Source organism: Streptomyces kryoterrae, from assembly GCF_054072135.1.
Window position 1 is genome coordinate 716892 of record NZ_CM133358.1, and the last position, 15443, is coordinate 732334.

Below are 15443 nucleotides of genomic sequence, written 5' to 3' on the forward strand. Positions count from 1 at the left end.
CGGCGTCATTCCCGCATCGCGTTATTCGCGCAACGCGGCGATCACGCTCGTGAGATGGGCGCGAGCGGCCTCTTCGGCCGCCTGCGGGTCCCTGGCCGTGATCGTCTCGACCATGGCCAGGTGTTCGCCCAGGGACTGCTGGGGACGCCCCGGTCGCAGCGCGAGCTGGAAACGGTGGCGCACCAGTTGGGCGTTGAGCTTCTCCAGCAGTTCCACGGCCGTCCGCTGGCCGGAGAACTGTCTGATCCGGGCGTGCAGTTCGTGGTTGAGTTCGGAGTACGTGACCGGCTCGCCGTCGGCGACGGACTTCGCCATCGCCTCGCCCAGGCCGGTCAGTTCGGCCAGTTGGTCGTCGGTGGCCGCCACGGCCGCCTTGGCCGCGCACAGCCCTTCGAGGACCATCCGGCATTCGGTGATGGCGACCGCTTCCTCCACGGTCACCACCCGCACCCGCGAGCCGCGGTTGCGGATCCGTTCGACCAGTCCCTCCGACTCCAGCTCGATCAGCGCCGCCCGGACGCTGGCCCGTGTCACACCGAACTGCTCGGCGAGTTCGTTCTCCACCAGCCGCTGGGCCGGCGACATGTCGCCGCGCAGGATCGCCTGCCGCAGCCGCTCCAGCGCGTGCTGCTTGGCCTGCTCTCCGGTGCCTGGACGGGCTTGGTTCGGCATGTGCCCTCCTGAGTGAGTGCCTGTCGACGCTAAATCTAGACGGACAACATTGTCAACAATATTGTTCTCCATGCCTGCGCACAGTTCACGCCCAGTCGGCAGGAAGTTATCGCGCGGTTCACGCACAGAAACGCCCTTTAGAGCCGATCCGGTTATCAGGTCAAGCGTCCCGGACTATTGACTCCATCACCTTGCTGTAGCGATCCTCATCACAGAGTTGCGCGAGCCATGACAAACCCTTGTGCGAGGACGTGAGTGATGACCGAGCCTGCTTTCCCCCCTCGCCCGCGTCGCGGACGCAGACCCCTGACCGTGCTGCCCCTGCTCCTCGCCGTCCTGGCGCTGATGCTCGGCACCGGGCCCAGCTCGGCGGCCGGCACGGACTGGTGGACGCCGACCGCGCGCCCGACGCCCGACTCCCAGATCAACGTCACGGGCGAGCCCTTCAAGGGCACCAACTCCCAGGGCGAGGTACAGGGGTTCGTCGACGCGCACAACCACGTGTTCTCCAACGAGGCCTTCGGCGGACGGCTCATCTGCGGGAAGGTCTTCTCCACCAGCGGGATCGCCGACGCCCTCAAGGACTGTCCGGAGCACTACCCGGACGGCACCCTCGCGATCTTCGACTACATCACCCACGGCGGCGACGGCAAGCACGACCCGGTCGGCTATCCGACGTTCAAGGACTGGCCCGCGTACGACTCGATGACCCACCAGGCGAACTACTACGCCTGGATCGAGCGCGCCTGGCGCGGCGGTCAGCGCGTGCTGGTCAACGACCTGGTCACCAACGGCGTGATCTGCTCGGTCTACCCGTTCAAGGACCGCGGCTGCGACGAGATGACGTCCATCCGTCTCCAGGCGAAACTGACGTACCAGCTCCAGGACTTCATCGACGCGCAGTACGGCGGCACCGGCAAGGGCTGGTTCCGGATCGTCACCGACAGCGCGCAGGCCCGTGAGGTGATCAAGCAGGGCAAGCTGGCCGTCGTACTCGGCGTCGAGACGTCCGAGCCCTTCGGCTGCAAGCAGATCCTGGACATCTCCCAGTGCAGCAAGGCCGACATCGACAAGGGTCTCGACGAGCTGTACGGCCTGGGTGTGCGCAGCATGTTCCTGTGCCACAAGTTCGACAACGCGCTGTGCGGCGTGCGGTTCGACGAGGGCGGTCTCGGTACGGCGATCAACGTCGGCCAGTTCCTGTCGACGGGCACTTTCTGGCAGACGGAGAAGTGCACGACCGCGATGCACGACAACCCCATCGGCGGCGCCACGGCGACCACCGCGACGGAGGACCTGCCGGCGGGCACCGAACTGCCCACGTACTCCTCGGACGCGCAGTGCAACAAGCGCGGGCTCACCTCACTCGGCGAGTACGCGGTGCGCGGCATGATGAAGCGCAAGATGATGCTCGAGATCGACCACATGGGAGTCAAGGCCGCCGGCCAGGCGATGGACATCTTCGAGTCGGAGGCCTACCCGGGCATCCTCTCCTCGCACAGCTGGATGGACCTCAACTGGACCGACCGGGTCTACGGTCTCGGCGGCTTCATCGCCCAGTACATGCACTCCTCCAAGGAGTTCGTCGCGGAGGCCGCGCGCACCGACGCCCTGCGCACCAAGTACAACAAGGGCTACGGCTACGGCACCGACTTCAACGGCATCGGCGACCACCCCGCCCCGCGCGGCACGGACACCGGTACGACGGTGACGTACCCCTTCACCAGTGTCGACGGCGGCTCGGTGATCGACCGGCAGACCACCGGTTCACGGACCTGGGACATCAACACGGACGGCGCGGCGCACGTCGGGATGATCCCGGACTGGATCCAGGACATCAAGCAGGTCGGCGGCGCGGACGCGGTGAGCGACCTGTTCCGGGGCGCCGAGTCCTACCTCGACACCTGGGGCGCCTCGGAGACCCACAAGGCCGGGGTGAACCTCGCCAAGGGCGTGACCGCGACGGCCAGTTCCTCCGAGTCGAACCCGTTCACCAGCTACCAGCCCGGCCGCGCCGTGGACGGTGACTCGGGCAGCCGCTGGGCGAGCGACTGGAGCGACGACCAGTGGCTGCAGCTCGACCTCGGGTCGACGAACCTGGTCAAGCGGGTCACCCTCGACTGGGAGAAGGCGTTCGCCAAGTCGTACCGCGTCGAGCTCTCGACCGACGGCACGACCTGGCAGACCGCGTGGTCCACGACCGTCGGCGACGGCGGCCTGGACACGGCACAGTTCTCGGGAATACCGGCCCGCTATGTGCGCGTCCACGGGCTGGGTCGGGGCACGGACTGGGGATACTCACTCTACGAAGTAGGTGTCTACAGCAGCTGAGTTCCGTACCCAGGGGGAGTTCATGGCACGCAAGCCGTCGGCCGAGCGGCGTCGGCAGCTGACCGAGGCGGCCATCCGCGCGATGACCCGGGACGGCGTCCCCAGGACGACGACCCGGTCCATCGCGGCGGAGGCCGGCGTGTCGCTGAGCGTCTTCCACTACTGCTTCGACTCCAAGCAGGCCCTGATCGAGTCGGTCATCACGACGATCATGGACCACTACGTCGATGTGGTGCGCGAGGCGATCCGGCCGAAGCCCACCCTCCAGGAGACGATCCGGGCGGGCTTCAGGGCGTACTGGGACCATGTGGCCGCCCACCCGGGCGAGCACATGCTGACCTACGAACTCACCCAGTACGCCCTGCGCGAGCCGGGGTTCGCGCATCTGGCCCGCCGGCAGTACGAGCTGTACGCCGCCACGTACGCCGAACTGCTGGAGCAGCTGCGCGAGACCATGGGCTTCGAACTGAGCGTGCCCGTCCCGGTGTTGGCCGGATACCTGGCCGCGATGACGGACGGGCTGACGCTCAACTTCCTGGCCCTCGGCGACGAGAAGGCCTGCACGGACATCGTCGACACGGTCACCGGCCATCTGGCCTCCCTCGTACGGGAGTAGCCCGCACGGGAGTTGGGGAGGGGACGCGCCGCTTCCGCGAGGTGGGGACGCCCACGGCTTTGGCGGCGACGATCGCCCCATGCTCACCCGTTCGACAGCGCCCAGCCCCTCCCCCAGGCCGCTGTGTCCGACCACGGGGGCCAGGACCGGGTGGACGCTCATGATCAGCCGAACGCCCGGGCCGGTCTCCGCCGGGGGCGGCGGACGGCCGACGACGAGGAAGACCCGACCGGCAGGAAGAGCAGCGCGGAGACGCCTCCGGCGGTGGTCTGCCTGCCGGTGCGGGATGTTGAGCCGATCGTGGTGCGGCTCGGCCGGTGGCGGGACGATCCGCGTCCTGCGGGCCCGGGAGTTATCGAGCTCCTGACCGACCTGTACCGCAAGGTGTGACGGCATCGGCTGAGCGCTTCACGGGACAGGCAGTTCGTTCGGCGCGGGCCGGTGGGGGCCGGTCGCACGGTTCCCCGCGCCCCTGTCGGGTCGCGGTTCCTCAGGGCGTACGGCCAGCAGGCGTTCCGCGTACTCCGTGAGGTACTCCTCGCGCTGCTTCGCCGATGTCTCCCCCGGGGCACGGGCCACGAACGGCGGTAGGACGTCGAAGCCCAGGCAGCTGAGGATGCCGTGCTGGATGGGCCAGAGGGCGCGGTCCAGGTCGTCGTCGGTGCCGTCGGGGCCGTACAGGCCGGAAGGGGTGCCGGTGGTCGTGCACACCAGGGCGCGTCTGCCCCCGAGCAGGCCGGTGTCGTAGGCGAGCCCTTCCCCGTAGGCGAAGCCGCGGGCCATCGTGCGGTCGACCCAGCCCTTGAGGATGGCCGGCATGCCGGACCACCACAGGGGGAACTGGAGGATCATCAGATCGCACCAGGCGACCTTCTCCTGTTCGGCGAGAACGTCGGGTGGGGTCTCATGGGCTGCCGACACGCGTTCCTGTTCGGCGGGGACGTCCAGGAAGTCGGGGTCGGTCCAGACTCCGGGGAAGTCGTCGGCATCGACGGCGGCCTTCCAGCCGAGCCGGTAGAGGTCGCTGACCACGACCTCGTGCCCGGCCCGCTTCAGGACGTCCACGGCTCTGACCTTCAACGCGCCGTTGAAGGAGCAGAGTTCAGGATGGGCGAAAACGATCAGTACGTTCACAGTGGGGGGTCTCCTCAGATCGTCCGTGCTGAGCCGTTCGGACTGAGTCGTCTATTCAGTTGATTCGTTCTGTTCAGTTGCATCGTGCTGTTCAGTTAAATCATTCTGTCAGGTCGTTCTCTTCGGTCGGGTCGTCCTGTCGAGCGGGATGCGCAGGGTGAAGGCGGTACAGCCGGGGCCGCTGGTCAGGTCGAGGGTGCCGCCGTGTGCCCGGGCCAGGGAGAGCGCGACCGCGAGTCCGAGGCCGCTGCCGCCCCGGTCCCGGCTGCGGGCCTTGTCGACGCGGTAGAAGCGGTCGAAGACCCGGTCCTGGTCGGCGGCCGGGATGCCGGGACCCGCGTCGGCGACCCGGACCACCGCGTGGCCGTACGCGCCGTCGCCGCCCTTGTCGACGGTCACGTCCAGGGACACCCCTGTGCCGGCGGGCGTGTGCACGGCCGCGTTGGTCAGCAGGTTGTCCAGGACCTGCCGGATACGCAACGGATCGAGACGCAGCCGCAGTTCCTGCGGGCCCGCCGTCACCGTCAGCGGATGCTCCGGGTGGCCCGCGCGGAAGGCGTCCGCCGCCTGGCCGGCCAGTTCCACCAGGTCGGCGCTCTCCGGGCGCAGCGGTGTCTCGACCTGGGCCGCGTCCAGCCGGGCGAGCAGCAGCAGGTCGTCGAGGAGGACACCCATCCGGGCCGCCTCGGCTCGCAGCCGGGCCAGGTGCCGGTCCCGTTCGCCGGGCTCGTTGGCGGCGGCGTACTGGAAGAGGTCCGCATAGCCCCGTACCGACATCAAGGGTGTACGGAGTTCGTGCGAGGCGTCGGCGACGAAGCGGCGCAGGCGCTGTTCGGCCTCGGTGCGCACGGCGAGCGAGTCGTCGATGTGTTCGAGCATGGTGTTGAACGCGGTGCGCAGTTCCTCGACCTCCGGGCCGCCGTCGCCCCGGTCGGCGCGTACGGGCAGCCGGGCGGAGTCGGTGAAGTCGTGCGAGGTGATGCCGCGGGCGGTGTGGGCCATGTCGCTGAGGGGCCTGAGACCGCGCCGCAGCACCGCGCGGCCGAAGACCACGAGGCCCAGCAGGGCGAGCGCGAAGGCGACGACCTGGACCGTGACCAGCCGGTCCATCGTGTTCTCTATGTCGTCCATGGGGGCCGCGGTGACCAGGACGACCCCCTGCTCGACCTCGCAGGCGCGCAGTCGGTAGGCCTCCCCGTCGATGCGCGCGGTGCGCAGGACGGGGTCGGTGTCGGTGGCGCGCACGTACTCGGCCGTGGCGAGGAGTTCGGCGGAGTCCTTCGGCACATCGGCGGGCTCGCGCAGCACGGGTGCGGGGCCCGAGACCGTGTAGGAGGCGGTGTACCAGCCCCAGTACGGTTTTCCCTGCACGCTGCCGTATTCCTCGACGTCCTTGGACTGGCTGGTCTGGACGAGCGTCATCTGGTCGCTGAGCTGGCGTACCAGGTACTCCCGCATGTACATCGAGAGCGACGCGCCGACGACGGCGAACACCGCCAGCGAGAGCACGCCCATGCCCAGCGCCAGCCGCGTACCCAGCCGCAGCCTGCGGTAGGTCTGCCGGAAGCGGCGGATCACTCGCCGACCTGCCGGACGACGTAGCCGACGCCCCGCACGGTGTGGATCAGCGGTTCGTCGTGCTGGTCGGGATCGTCGAGCTTGCGGCGCAGTCGGCTGACGACCAGTTCCACGACGTTGGAACGGCCGCCGAAGCCGTACTCCCAGACGTGGTCGAGGATCTGTGCCTTGGTGAGAACGGTCGGCGACTTGCGCATCAGATAGCGCAGCACCTCGTACTCGGTCGGGGTGAGGGTGAGCCGTTTGTCGCCGCGGCGGACCTCGCGGGTGTCCTCGTCCATCGTCAGGTCGGCCACCCGGAGCACGGACCGCAGGAAGGCGGGGCCGGCGCTGCGGCGCAGCACGGTCCGCAGCCGGGCCATCAGCTCCTCCACGGCGAAGGGTTTGACCAGGTAGTCGTCGCCGCCCCGGGTGAGCCCCGCGACCCGGTCGGCCACTCCGTCACGAGCGGTGAGAAAGACCACGGGCACCATCGTGCCCGACAACCGCAGCCGGTCGAGCACGGCGAAGCCGTCGAGGCCCGGGAGCATCAGGTCGAGCACCACGATGTCCGGATGGAACTCGGCGGCCCTGGTCAGCGCCTCCTCACCGGAGTACGCGGTGACCGCCTCCCAGCCCTCGTAGCGGGCGACCGTCGCGACCAGGTCGGCGATGGGCGGATCGTCGTCCACAACGAGAAGTCGTACTTTTTCCACGTGCTCATAGTGCTGCACGACACTGGCGACGCCATACCTCTCCCCCTCCGAACGCGAGATCGATAAGAACTTGAAAGTCCAACGACAGCTCAACGACAGCTACCGTCGGTCATGCTCGGTGTCCCCGGACCCGATCAAGGAGCACCGTCCGTGACGACCGTCCAATCGCCCCTCGCGCCCCCCACGGCGATACGACCCAAAGTGGTGGCCCGCGCCGGCCTGTACGCCGTGCTGGCCGCCAACGTGGCCGTCGTGACCGTCTTCTTCGTCCAGGCCGGGTTCGCGTCGAACGCGCTGATCGTGATGGGCCGGCTCGCCGGGCTGTACGGCGCCCTCGTCATGGCCTTCCAGCTGGTGCTGGTGGCCCGGCTGCCGTGGCTGGACCACCGCATCGGCATGGACCGGCTGACCTCCTGGCACCGCTGGGTCGGCTTCGGGCTGCTGTGGACGCTGATGTCCCACGCCGTGTTCATCACCTTCGGCTACGCCGAGGGCACGTCCATGGGCCCGGTCGACGAGCTGGTGGAGCTGGCCGAGACCACCGAGGGCGTGCTGCGCGCGATCGTCGCCCTCGTCCTGATCATGGTCATCGGCGCGGTCTCCGCGCGCTACGCCCGCCGCCGGCTCGCCTACGAGACCTGGCACTTCATCCACCTGTACACCTACGTGGCGGTCGTCCTGGCGTTCACCCACCAGGTCGGTGTCGGTACGACGTTCACCTCGTCGTCCGCCGCCACCACGTACTGGTGGGCCCTGTGGAGCGTGGCGCTGGGTTCGGTGTTCCTGGGCCGGGTGGTGCTGCCGCTGCGCAGGAACCTCCGTCACCAGCTGCGTGTCTCGGCCGTCGTCCCCGAGGCCGACAACGTCGTGTCGATCTACATGACGGGCCGCGACCTCGACAAGCTGCCGGCCCGCGCCGGCCAGTTCTTCCTGTGGCGGTTCCTCACCAAGGACCGCTGGTGGCAGGCGAACCCGTTCTCGCTGTCGGCGGCGCCCGACGGCAGGACACTTCGGCTCACCGCGAAGGTGGCCGGCGACGGCACCGCCGCCCTGAAGCACATCCCGGTCGGCACTCGTGTCTTCGCCGAGGGCCCGTACGGCGCCTTCACCGCGATGCACCGCACCCGGCCGGAGGCCGTCCTCATCGCCGGCGGGGTGGGCGTCACGCCCATCCGCGCGCTGCTGGAGGAGATCCAGGGCCACGCCGTGGTCATCTACCGGGTGGCCAGGGACCAGGACGCCGTCCTCTACGACGAGCTGCGCGACCTCGCCCACGCCAAGGGCGCCGAGCTGCACCTGGTGAGCGGGCCGGTCGCCCCCGACAAGCTGGCCCCGGCCGAGCTGGCCAGGCTGGTGCCGGACATCGCGGACCGGGACGTCTTCCTGTGCGGCCCGCCGCCCATGATGAACGCGGTGCTGCGCAACCTGCGGGAACTGGGCGTGCCCAGGTCGCAGACCCACTTCGAGCGCTTCAGCCTGGCCGGATAAGAGGAACGTCGTGAATCGAGCACTGCCTGTTCTGGTCCTGAGCATCGCGGGCCTGGTCCCCGTCTGGCTCTACGAGCCGTCGCTGGGCACGACGTCCTCGGAGGCCTCCGCCCCCGCCTCGACGCCGTCCTCGTCGTCCTCGGCCTCGTCCTCCGGGTCCTCCGGTTCGTCGTCCACGGTCGTCGCGGGTACCACCGTGACCACCGAGAAGGGCGACGTCCAGGTCGAGGTGACGTTCGCGGGTTCGAAGATCTCCTCGGTGCGGGTGCTGAAGCAGCCGAACCATCCGCAGACCACGGCCGCCGTGCCGGTCCTGATCAAGGAGACGCTGGCCGCGCAGAGCGCCGACATCGACACCGTCTCCGGCGCCACCATCACCAGCGACGGCTACAAGGAGTCCCTCCAGGCCGCCATCGACTCCCAGGCGGACTCCGCCGCGTCGTCCCCGTCGCCGTCCGCGTCCACTTCGGCCCCTGCCGCGGAGTCCGCGTCCAAGGTCGTCTCGGGGACCGCCGTGGACACCGAGAAGGGCACCGTGCAGGTCGAGGTGACCTTCGAGGGCGACACGATCGCGTCCGTGAAGATGCTCCAGCAGCCGAACCACCCCCAGACCACGGCCGCGGTACCGGTCCTGATCTCGGAGACGCTCGCCGCGCAGAGCGCCGACATCGACACGGTGTCGGGTGCGACGATCACCAGCGACGGCTACAAGGAGTCTCTCCAGGCCGCCATCGACGCGAAGGGCTGAGGGCATGCGTCGCGTCGAACACATCATGGGGTTCCCGATCTCGCTGCGGATCGACGACGAGAACGTCCGGGCCGAGACGGCGGACGCCGTGTTCGCCTGGCTCCACGAGGTCGACGCGCGCTTCAGCCCCTTCAAGCCCGACAGCGAGGTGTCCCGTCTCGACCGGGGCGAGCTGGAGTCGGGAGAGCTGAGCGCGGACCTCACCGAGGTGCTCGGCCTGTGTGAGGAGTACCGGGTCGCGACCGGGGGCGCGTTCGACGTACGGCTGCCCGGCCGGGGCCTCGACCCGTGCGCGATGGTGAAGGGCTGGGCGGTCCAGCGGGCGGCGGATCTGCTGGAGGCGGCGGGCGTACGGACGTACTGCCTGAACGCCGGCGGTGACGTGGTCGCCGCCGGGCGCCCCTGGCGGGTCGGAGTACGGCATCCCGAACACGCCGACCAGCTGTGCACGGTGCTGGAGATCGCCGAGGGGGGTGTGGCGACCTCCGCCCGCTACGAACGGGGCGACCACATCCTCGACGGCCGCACCGGCCACCCGGCGACCGGGCTGCTGAGCCTGACCGTCGTCGCCGCCACGCTCACCGAGGCGGACGCCACGGCCACGGCGGCGTTCGCGATGGGCGTGGAGGGCATCGAGTGGGCCGCCGCGCGCAAGGGCTGCGAGGTGTTCGCGGTGGACGCCGACCGGCAGGTCTCCCGGACCCCGGGTCTGCCGGTCGCCGCCTGAACGTCCGTACCTGTTGTGCACGGCCGTGTGGGTGCCCTCCGTTGCGGCGGAGGGCACCCACACGCATGTGGTGCGGCCGTCAGTGGCCCCGGGCGATCCACTCCTGGAGGTGCGGTGCCTCAGCCCCGATCGTGGTGGGGTCGCCGTGCCCGGTGAGGACCTTCGTCCCGGGCGGAAGGGCGAGCAGCCGGTCCCGGATCGAGTCGATGATCGTCGGGAAGTGGGAGTAGGAGCGGCCGGTGGCACCCGGTCCGCCGTTGAAGAGGGTGTCGCCGGTGAAGACGGTGCCGAGTCCCGCGTCGTAGAGGCAGACCGCGCCCGGCGCGTGTCCGGGAGTGTGCAGGACCGTGAGATCGGCGCCTGCGGCCTCGATCACCTGGCCGTCGGCCAGCCACGCGTCGGGTTCCCGGTCCGGGTGGGTCTGCTTCCACAGGGGCAGGTCGTCGCGGTGCAGCCAGATGGTGGCGCCGGTGCGCTCGGCGAGGGCGGGCGCCGCGTCGATGTGGTCGTTGTGGGCATGGGTGCACACGATGGCGGTCAGACGCCGGTCGCCGACCGCCTCCGCGATGGCGTCCGCGTCATGGGCGGCGTCGATGACGATCGCCTCGTGGTCGTCGCCGATGATCCACACGTTGTTGTCGACGTCCCAGGTGCCGCCGTCGAGGCTGAACTGCCCGGAGGTGACGAGGCGTTCGATGCGGGTGGCCATCAGAACACCACCACCGAACGCAGGACGTCGCCGCCGTGCATACGCTCGAACGCCTTCTCCACCTCGTCGAGTTGGATGGTCTCCGTGACGAACTTGGCGAGGTCCAGGCGGCCTTGGAGGTGCAGGTCGATGAGCATGGGGAAGTCACGGGAGGGCAGGCAGTCGCCGTACCAGGACGACTTCAGCGAGCCACCGCGCCCGAAGACGTCGATCAGCGGCAGCTCCAGCTTCATCTCCGGCGTCGGCACCCCGACCAGCACGACCGTCCCGGCCAGGTCACGGGCGTAGAAGGCCTGCTTGTACGTCTCCGGGCGGCCGACCGCCTCGATGACCACGTCGGCGCCGAAGCCGCCGGTCAGTTCCTGGATCGCCTCGACCGGGTCGGTCTCCTTGGAGTTGACCGTGTGCGTGGCGCCCATCGTGCGGGCGGTGGCCAGTTTCCGGTCGTCGATGTCGACGGCGATGATCTTCGCGGCGCCCGCGAGGTTGGCCCCGGCGATCGCCGCGTCACCCACGCCGCCACAGCCGATGACGGCGACCGTGTCACCGCGTCCGACGTTCCCGGTGTTGATGGCGGCGCCGATACCGGCCATCACCCCGCACCCCAGCAGCCCCGCGACAGCGGCCGAGACGGACGGGTCGACCTTGGTGCACTGCCCGGCCGCGACGAGGGTCTTCTCGGCGAACGCGCCGATACCCAGCGCGGGCGACAGCTCGGTGCCGTCGAGCAGGGTCATCTTCTGCTGGGCGTTGTGCGTGTTGAAGCAGTACCACGGGCGCCCGCGCAGACAGGCCCGGCAGTTCCCGCATACAGCACGCCAGTTGAGGATCACGAAGTCACCGGGAGCGACATCCGTGACGCCCTCCCCCACCGACTCCACGACCCCGGCCGCCTCGTGACCGAGCAGGAAGGGGAACTCGTCGTTGATCCCGCCCTGCTTGTAGTGCAGGTCGGTGTGACACACCCCGCAGGCCTGGATCTGGACCACGGCCTCGCCCGGCCCGGGGTCCGGCACGACGATCGTCTCGACCCGCACCGGTTCGTTCCTGCCCGGTGCGATCACGCCGCGTACTTCCTGCGCCATGGTGCTGGACCCTTCCATCGGCCAATGTTCGGTTCTTCCCTCCGACCCTACGTGCGACTGATCGGTAACGGCACGCTCACGGTCGAGCCCACTACCGGGGATACCCTCAGGGGTATCCCCGGTACGACAATGGGCATGTCCGGGAGCGCGCACAGTCCACCGTGGCGGTCATGCGGGGGAGGCGTGGCGCGACGGACGTCAGCGCATGAAGTCCCGTACGGCCCGGACAAGTTCGGTCTCGTCCAGGCCGTCCGGTCCACCGGCGCCGAGCAGCCGGTGCGGGACGTGGACCGGCGTGCCGGCGATGTGCTGGGCCGAGGTGCCCCGCGGGCAGGGCTCGACCAGCACCACGTCGGCGTGTTGGCGGCGAGGGAAGGAGCGGGCAGGGCAGCGCGGGGAGTGGAACCGCTTCGCCTCTGCCTCGGCCGCCGACGTAGGGTGAACGTTCCGCCCGTCCGCCTCCCCAGGAGCGCCGTGAGCATCGCAGAGCCGAACGCCGGTCCGCCGCCCGCCTGGCGGCTGCTCCTCGGATACGTACGGCCGCACCGGTGGACCCTGCTGGCGGGTGCCCTGCTGTCGCTGGCCACGGGTGCCGCCGGGCTGGCGCTGCCGTTGGTGGCGCGGGGACTGATCGACGATCTGTCCCACGACCGGACGATCACGGGTGCGCTGATACTGATGTCGGCGCTGGTCGTCACCAACGCGGCACTCGGCGGGCTCGGTTCGTACGTCCTGCGGCGCACCGCCGAGTCGGTGGTGCTGGGCGCTCGCCGGGCACTGTCCTCCTATCTGCTGCGGCTGCGGATTCCGGCCGTGGACCGGACCGAGCCCGGTGATCTGATGGCGCGGGTCACCTCGGACACGACGCTGCTGCGCGAGGTCACCACCGACTCGCTCGTCGGCCTCGGCACCGGCGGTCTCACCCTGGTGGCGACGATCGTGATGATGGGCCTGGTGGACCCGGTGCTGCTGGGTGTCACCCTCGCCGTGATCGTGGGGGCGGGGACCGTGCTCGGGGTGATCGTGCCGCGCATCAACAAGGCGAGCCGGCGGGCGCAGGACGCGGTCGGTGTCATGGGCGCCTCGCTGGAACGGGTACTGGGCGCACTTCGCACCATCAAGGCGTCCGGCGCCGAGCACCGGGAGGAGGAGCGACTGCACGCGGCGGCCGAGGAGTCGTGGCGGCAGAGCGTGAGCGCCGCCAAGTGGGCAGCCGCGGCGGGCAACACGGCAGGCCTCGCGATGCAGATCGCCTTCATCACGGTGCTCGCGGTGGGCGGCGCGCGGGTGGCGACGGGTGCGGTCGAGGTGGGCACGCTGGTGGCGTTTCTCCTCTACGTCTTCTATCTGATGTCGCCGATCCAGCAGGTCGTCGGCGCGATCACCCAGTACCAGACGGGCGCCGCGGCCCTCACCCGCATCCAGGAAGCCCTCGCCCTGCCCGCCGAACCGTCGTCGGCCCGCCCCGCGCCCCTCCCGGCCGCCGACGCCGAACCGGCGGCACTCGCCTTCGACGAGGTCCGCTTCCGCTACGACGACGATCTTCCGTACGTCCACCACGGAGTGACGTTCGCCGTGCCGCCCCGGGGCATGACGGCGTTCGTCGGCCCGTCCGGCGCGGGCAAGACCACCGTCTTCTCGCTCATCGAACGGTTCTACGACCCCGAGTCCGGTGTCATCACCGTCGACGGCCGGGACGTCTCCGACTGGGATCTGACCGAGCTCCGGTCCGCCATCGGCTATGTCGAGCAGGACGCGCCCGTGCTGTCGGGCTCGCTGCGCGACAACCTGCTGCTGGGCAGTCCGGAGGCGGACGAGGACGCGGTCACCCGCGTGGTGAAGACGACCCGGCTCGACGGTCTGGTGGACCGGCTGCCGCGCGGTCTCGACACGCTGGTCGGGCATCGCGGCACCAAGCTGTCGGGCGGCGAGCGCCAACGGGTGGCCATCGCCCGCGCGTTGCTGCGTCACCCCCGGCTGCTTCTGCTCGACGAGGCGACCTCGCAGCTGGACGCGGTGAACGAGGCGGCGCTGCGCGACACGGTCGCGGATGTCGCCCGTACGACGACCGTTCTCGTCGTCGCCCACCGGCTGTCGACGGTGACGATGGCGGACCGGATCGTCGTGATGGACGCGGGCCGCGTCCGCGCGGTCGGCACCCACCGCGAACTCGTCGCCGGGGATCCGCTGTACGCCGAGCTGGCGGCGACGCAGTTCCTGGCGACCACCGGCTGAGCGAACTCGCCCTGGAGAGCGCCCAGTTGTCCAGCCTGCGCAACCGTTCGGTGTCGCAGGTGCGGGGGGCTGGTGGAGCGGGCCTCGTCCGGGCGGATCGTGCGGTAGAGGCAGCAGCCGGCGCGGATGCGGGTCGGGTGGCGACGCCCGGACGTGTCGGTGAGGTGTCGAAGCCGGCGCCGCCGGGGTACGGGGAGACGGCCGAGGGCAGCAGTCCGGTGGCCGCACGGACGGCGTCACCCTCCCGTCCGAGGACGCGCCCCACAGGGCGCGGCCCCCGGCAGGCGATGGGGCCGGGTGCGGCGAGCAGCGGGGCCATGTGGTCGGCGACGACGGAGCGCCTCCTCGTGCGGGAGCGCGGCGAATCCGGGGAGAGTGGCGGCGGGGTCATCGGGGCGGCAGGACGGGGAGGAGCACGGTGTGATCCTGTACACGCCCGTCTTGGACCACGGGCTTGTCCTGGACACGCGGTCGGCGGCAGCGAACCAACCGCGATAGAAACCACGTGCGATATGAGTGAGGGCCGCCCGGTCCGGCCGGGCGGCCCTCGTACCCGCTCCCCCGATCAGTACGTCCGTCAGGCCTCGATACCGGGCAGCAGGCCGGTCACAGGGGCGGCCAGGTCGGTCAGCTGGTGCAGCTGGTTGAGGTCGCTCAGGCGGTTGAGCGAGTTCAGCTGGCTGGAGACGCGGGGCAGGTCCTCGTGGTACTGGGCGGGGATCTCGCTCACGGCAAGCGAGTCGAGCTGGGTGATGGGGTTGAGCTTGCCCGCGTTCTGGTCGGCGGCGGGAGCCGCGCTCGCCAGCGGGGCGGCGAGGCCGGTGACGCCGACGGCGAGACCAACGGCGGCAGCGATTCGTCGTGTTGAGATCATGTATTCATGAACGGCGCGCGCCCCGCACCGGACACGGGCACCGCGTCCCGCTCACTCGTCAGGCTCATCCTCCGTCTGCGCTTGCCGAGCCTCTCCGAACGGAGGACGCTCAGGAGGAGAGGTCCCTCGCGGCCCGCGCCCGATCGGGCCCCGGCCCTCGGAGGAGGTCACCATGGGCACCGCGGCAAGCCCCGCATTCGACATCGAAACCCTGCGCCGGGGCATCGAAGCACATGACGCGACGGTACTGCTGTCGCTCTACGCCGAGGACGCCGAACTGCGCGTCGTCGACCGCAACTCCCAGCCCAGCCACCCGATGGTCAAGCACGGGCGTGGCGAGATCGGCGCCATGCTGGACGATGTGTGCAGCCGGGACATGACCCACAAGCTGGAGCAGGTCATCATCCAGGGCGACCAGGTCGCCTACACCGAGTCCTGCGAGTACCCGGACGGGGTCCGCGTCCTCGTCGGCTCCATGATGTCCCTGCGCGACGGCAAGATCGTCGACCAGACCATGCTGCAGGCATGGGACGAGGAGGCTTCCTGACCTC

At 69.9% G+C, this 15443-nt stretch carries 16 protein-coding genes; 8 read left to right on the forward strand and 8 right to left on the reverse strand.

Going from position 1 to position 15443, the window contains the following annotated elements; translation table 11 throughout:
* Positions 1-21: 21 nt before the first annotated feature.
* Positions 22-672 carry a GntR family transcriptional regulator gene (locus tag ACW4TU_RS02740; RefSeq protein WP_457424240.1) on the reverse strand — a complete coding sequence of 217 codons (651 nt, stop codon included), beginning with the start codon at positions 670-672 and terminating at the stop codon, positions 22-24.
* Between the two features lie 258 nt (positions 673-930).
* On the opposite strand from ACW4TU_RS02740, the gene ACW4TU_RS02745 reads away from it, so the two are divergent.
* The 3 genes from ACW4TU_RS02745 (at position 931) to ACW4TU_RS02755 (ending at position 4009) form a co-directional block, all read left to right on the forward strand.
* A complete protein-coding gene (locus tag ACW4TU_RS02745) occupies positions 931-3003 on the forward strand; it encodes a discoidin domain-containing protein (protein ID WP_457424242.1) in 2073 nt (690 codons plus the stop codon).
* A 22-nt stretch (positions 3004-3025) separates the two neighbouring features.
* Positions 3026-3619 carry a TetR/AcrR family transcriptional regulator gene (locus ACW4TU_RS02750; RefSeq protein WP_457424244.1) on the forward strand — a complete coding sequence of 198 codons (594 nt, stop codon included), beginning with the start codon at positions 3026-3028 and terminating at the stop codon, positions 3617-3619.
* Positions 3620-3769: 150 nt separating this feature from the next.
* Positions 3770-4009, forward strand: coding sequence for a hypothetical protein (locus ACW4TU_RS02755; RefSeq protein WP_457424246.1), 240 nt, complete (start codon positions 3770-3772; stop codon positions 4007-4009).
* Between the two features lie 18 nt (positions 4010-4027).
* On the opposite strand, the gene ACW4TU_RS02760 is transcribed toward ACW4TU_RS02755, so the two are convergent.
* From ACW4TU_RS02760 to ACW4TU_RS02770, 3 genes are all read right to left on the reverse strand, one after another.
* Entirely contained in the window at positions 4028-4753 is a 726-nt protein-coding gene (locus tag ACW4TU_RS02760; RefSeq protein ID WP_457424248.1) for an NAD(P)H-dependent oxidoreductase, read from the reverse strand.
* 108 nt (positions 4754-4861) lie between these two features.
* Complete coding sequence (locus ACW4TU_RS02765; RefSeq protein ID WP_457424250.1) at positions 4862-6331, reverse strand: sensor histidine kinase; 1470 nt, start codon at positions 6329-6331, stop codon at positions 4862-4864.
* The gene (locus ACW4TU_RS02770) at positions 6328-7026 is read right to left on the reverse strand and encodes a response regulator transcription factor (RefSeq protein ID WP_457424252.1); all 699 of its coding nucleotides are present in this window, start codon (positions 7024-7026) and stop codon (positions 6328-6330) included. Before ACW4TU_RS02770 ends, ACW4TU_RS02765 begins: the two co-directional genes overlap by 4 nt.
* Before the next feature lie 150 nt (positions 7027-7176).
* Here ACW4TU_RS02770 and ACW4TU_RS02775 point away from each other — a divergent pair, with 150 nt between their 5' ends.
* Genes ACW4TU_RS02775 through ACW4TU_RS02785 form a run of 3 tightly spaced genes read left to right on the forward strand, consistent with a single transcriptional unit; the run spans position 7177 to position 9989 of the window.
* The gene (locus ACW4TU_RS02775; protein ID WP_457424254.1) at positions 7177-8514 is read left to right on the forward strand and encodes a ferredoxin reductase family protein; all 1338 of its coding nucleotides are present in this window, start codon (positions 7177-7179) and stop codon (positions 8512-8514) included.
* A 10-nt stretch (positions 8515-8524) separates the two neighbouring features.
* Entirely contained in the window at positions 8525-9262 is a 738-nt protein-coding gene (locus ACW4TU_RS02780) for an FMN-binding protein (protein WP_457424256.1), read from the forward strand.
* Between the two features lie 4 nt (positions 9263-9266).
* Complete coding sequence (locus ACW4TU_RS02785) at positions 9267-9989, forward strand: FAD:protein FMN transferase (protein WP_457424258.1); 723 nt, start codon at positions 9267-9269, stop codon at positions 9987-9989.
* Positions 9990-10068: 79 nt separating this feature from the next.
* On the opposite strand, the gene ACW4TU_RS02790 is transcribed toward ACW4TU_RS02785, so the two are convergent.
* The 3 genes from ACW4TU_RS02790 to ACW4TU_RS02800 all read right to left on the reverse strand — a co-directional run bounded on the left by ACW4TU_RS02790 (position 10069) and on the right by ACW4TU_RS02800 (position 12134).
* A complete protein-coding gene (locus ACW4TU_RS02790; RefSeq protein ID WP_457424260.1) occupies positions 10069-10698 on the reverse strand; it encodes an MBL fold metallo-hydrolase in 630 nt (209 codons plus the stop codon).
* Positions 10698-11783, reverse strand: coding sequence for an S-(hydroxymethyl)mycothiol dehydrogenase (locus ACW4TU_RS02795; RefSeq protein ID WP_457430671.1), 1086 nt, complete (start codon positions 11781-11783; stop codon positions 10698-10700). The genes ACW4TU_RS02790 and ACW4TU_RS02795 overlap by 1 nt, the downstream gene beginning before the upstream one ends.
* Positions 11784-11981: 198 nt before the next feature.
* The gene (locus ACW4TU_RS02800; RefSeq protein WP_457424262.1) at positions 11982-12134 is read right to left on the reverse strand and encodes a hypothetical protein; all 153 of its coding nucleotides are present in this window, start codon (positions 12132-12134) and stop codon (positions 11982-11984) included.
* 123 nt (positions 12135-12257) lie between these two features.
* Between ACW4TU_RS02800 and ACW4TU_RS02805 the strand changes: the two genes are divergently transcribed.
* The gene (locus ACW4TU_RS02805) at positions 12258-14018 is read left to right on the forward strand and encodes an ABC transporter ATP-binding protein (RefSeq protein ID WP_457424264.1); all 1761 of its coding nucleotides are present in this window, start codon (positions 12258-12260) and stop codon (positions 14016-14018) included.
* A gap of 577 nt (positions 14019-14595) precedes the next feature.
* Here ACW4TU_RS02805 and ACW4TU_RS02810 read toward each other — a convergent pair.
* Positions 14596-14892 carry a hypothetical protein gene (locus ACW4TU_RS02810; protein ID WP_457424266.1) on the reverse strand — a complete coding sequence of 99 codons (297 nt, stop codon included), beginning with the start codon at positions 14890-14892 and terminating at the stop codon, positions 14596-14598.
* A gap of 172 nt (positions 14893-15064) precedes the next feature.
* Here ACW4TU_RS02810 and ACW4TU_RS02815 point away from each other — a divergent pair, with 172 nt between their 5' ends.
* Positions 15065-15439, forward strand: a complete 375-nt coding sequence (locus ACW4TU_RS02815; RefSeq protein WP_457424268.1) for a nuclear transport factor 2 family protein — start codon at positions 15065-15067, stop codon at positions 15437-15439.
* The last annotated feature ends 4 nt before the right edge of the window (positions 15440-15443 follow it).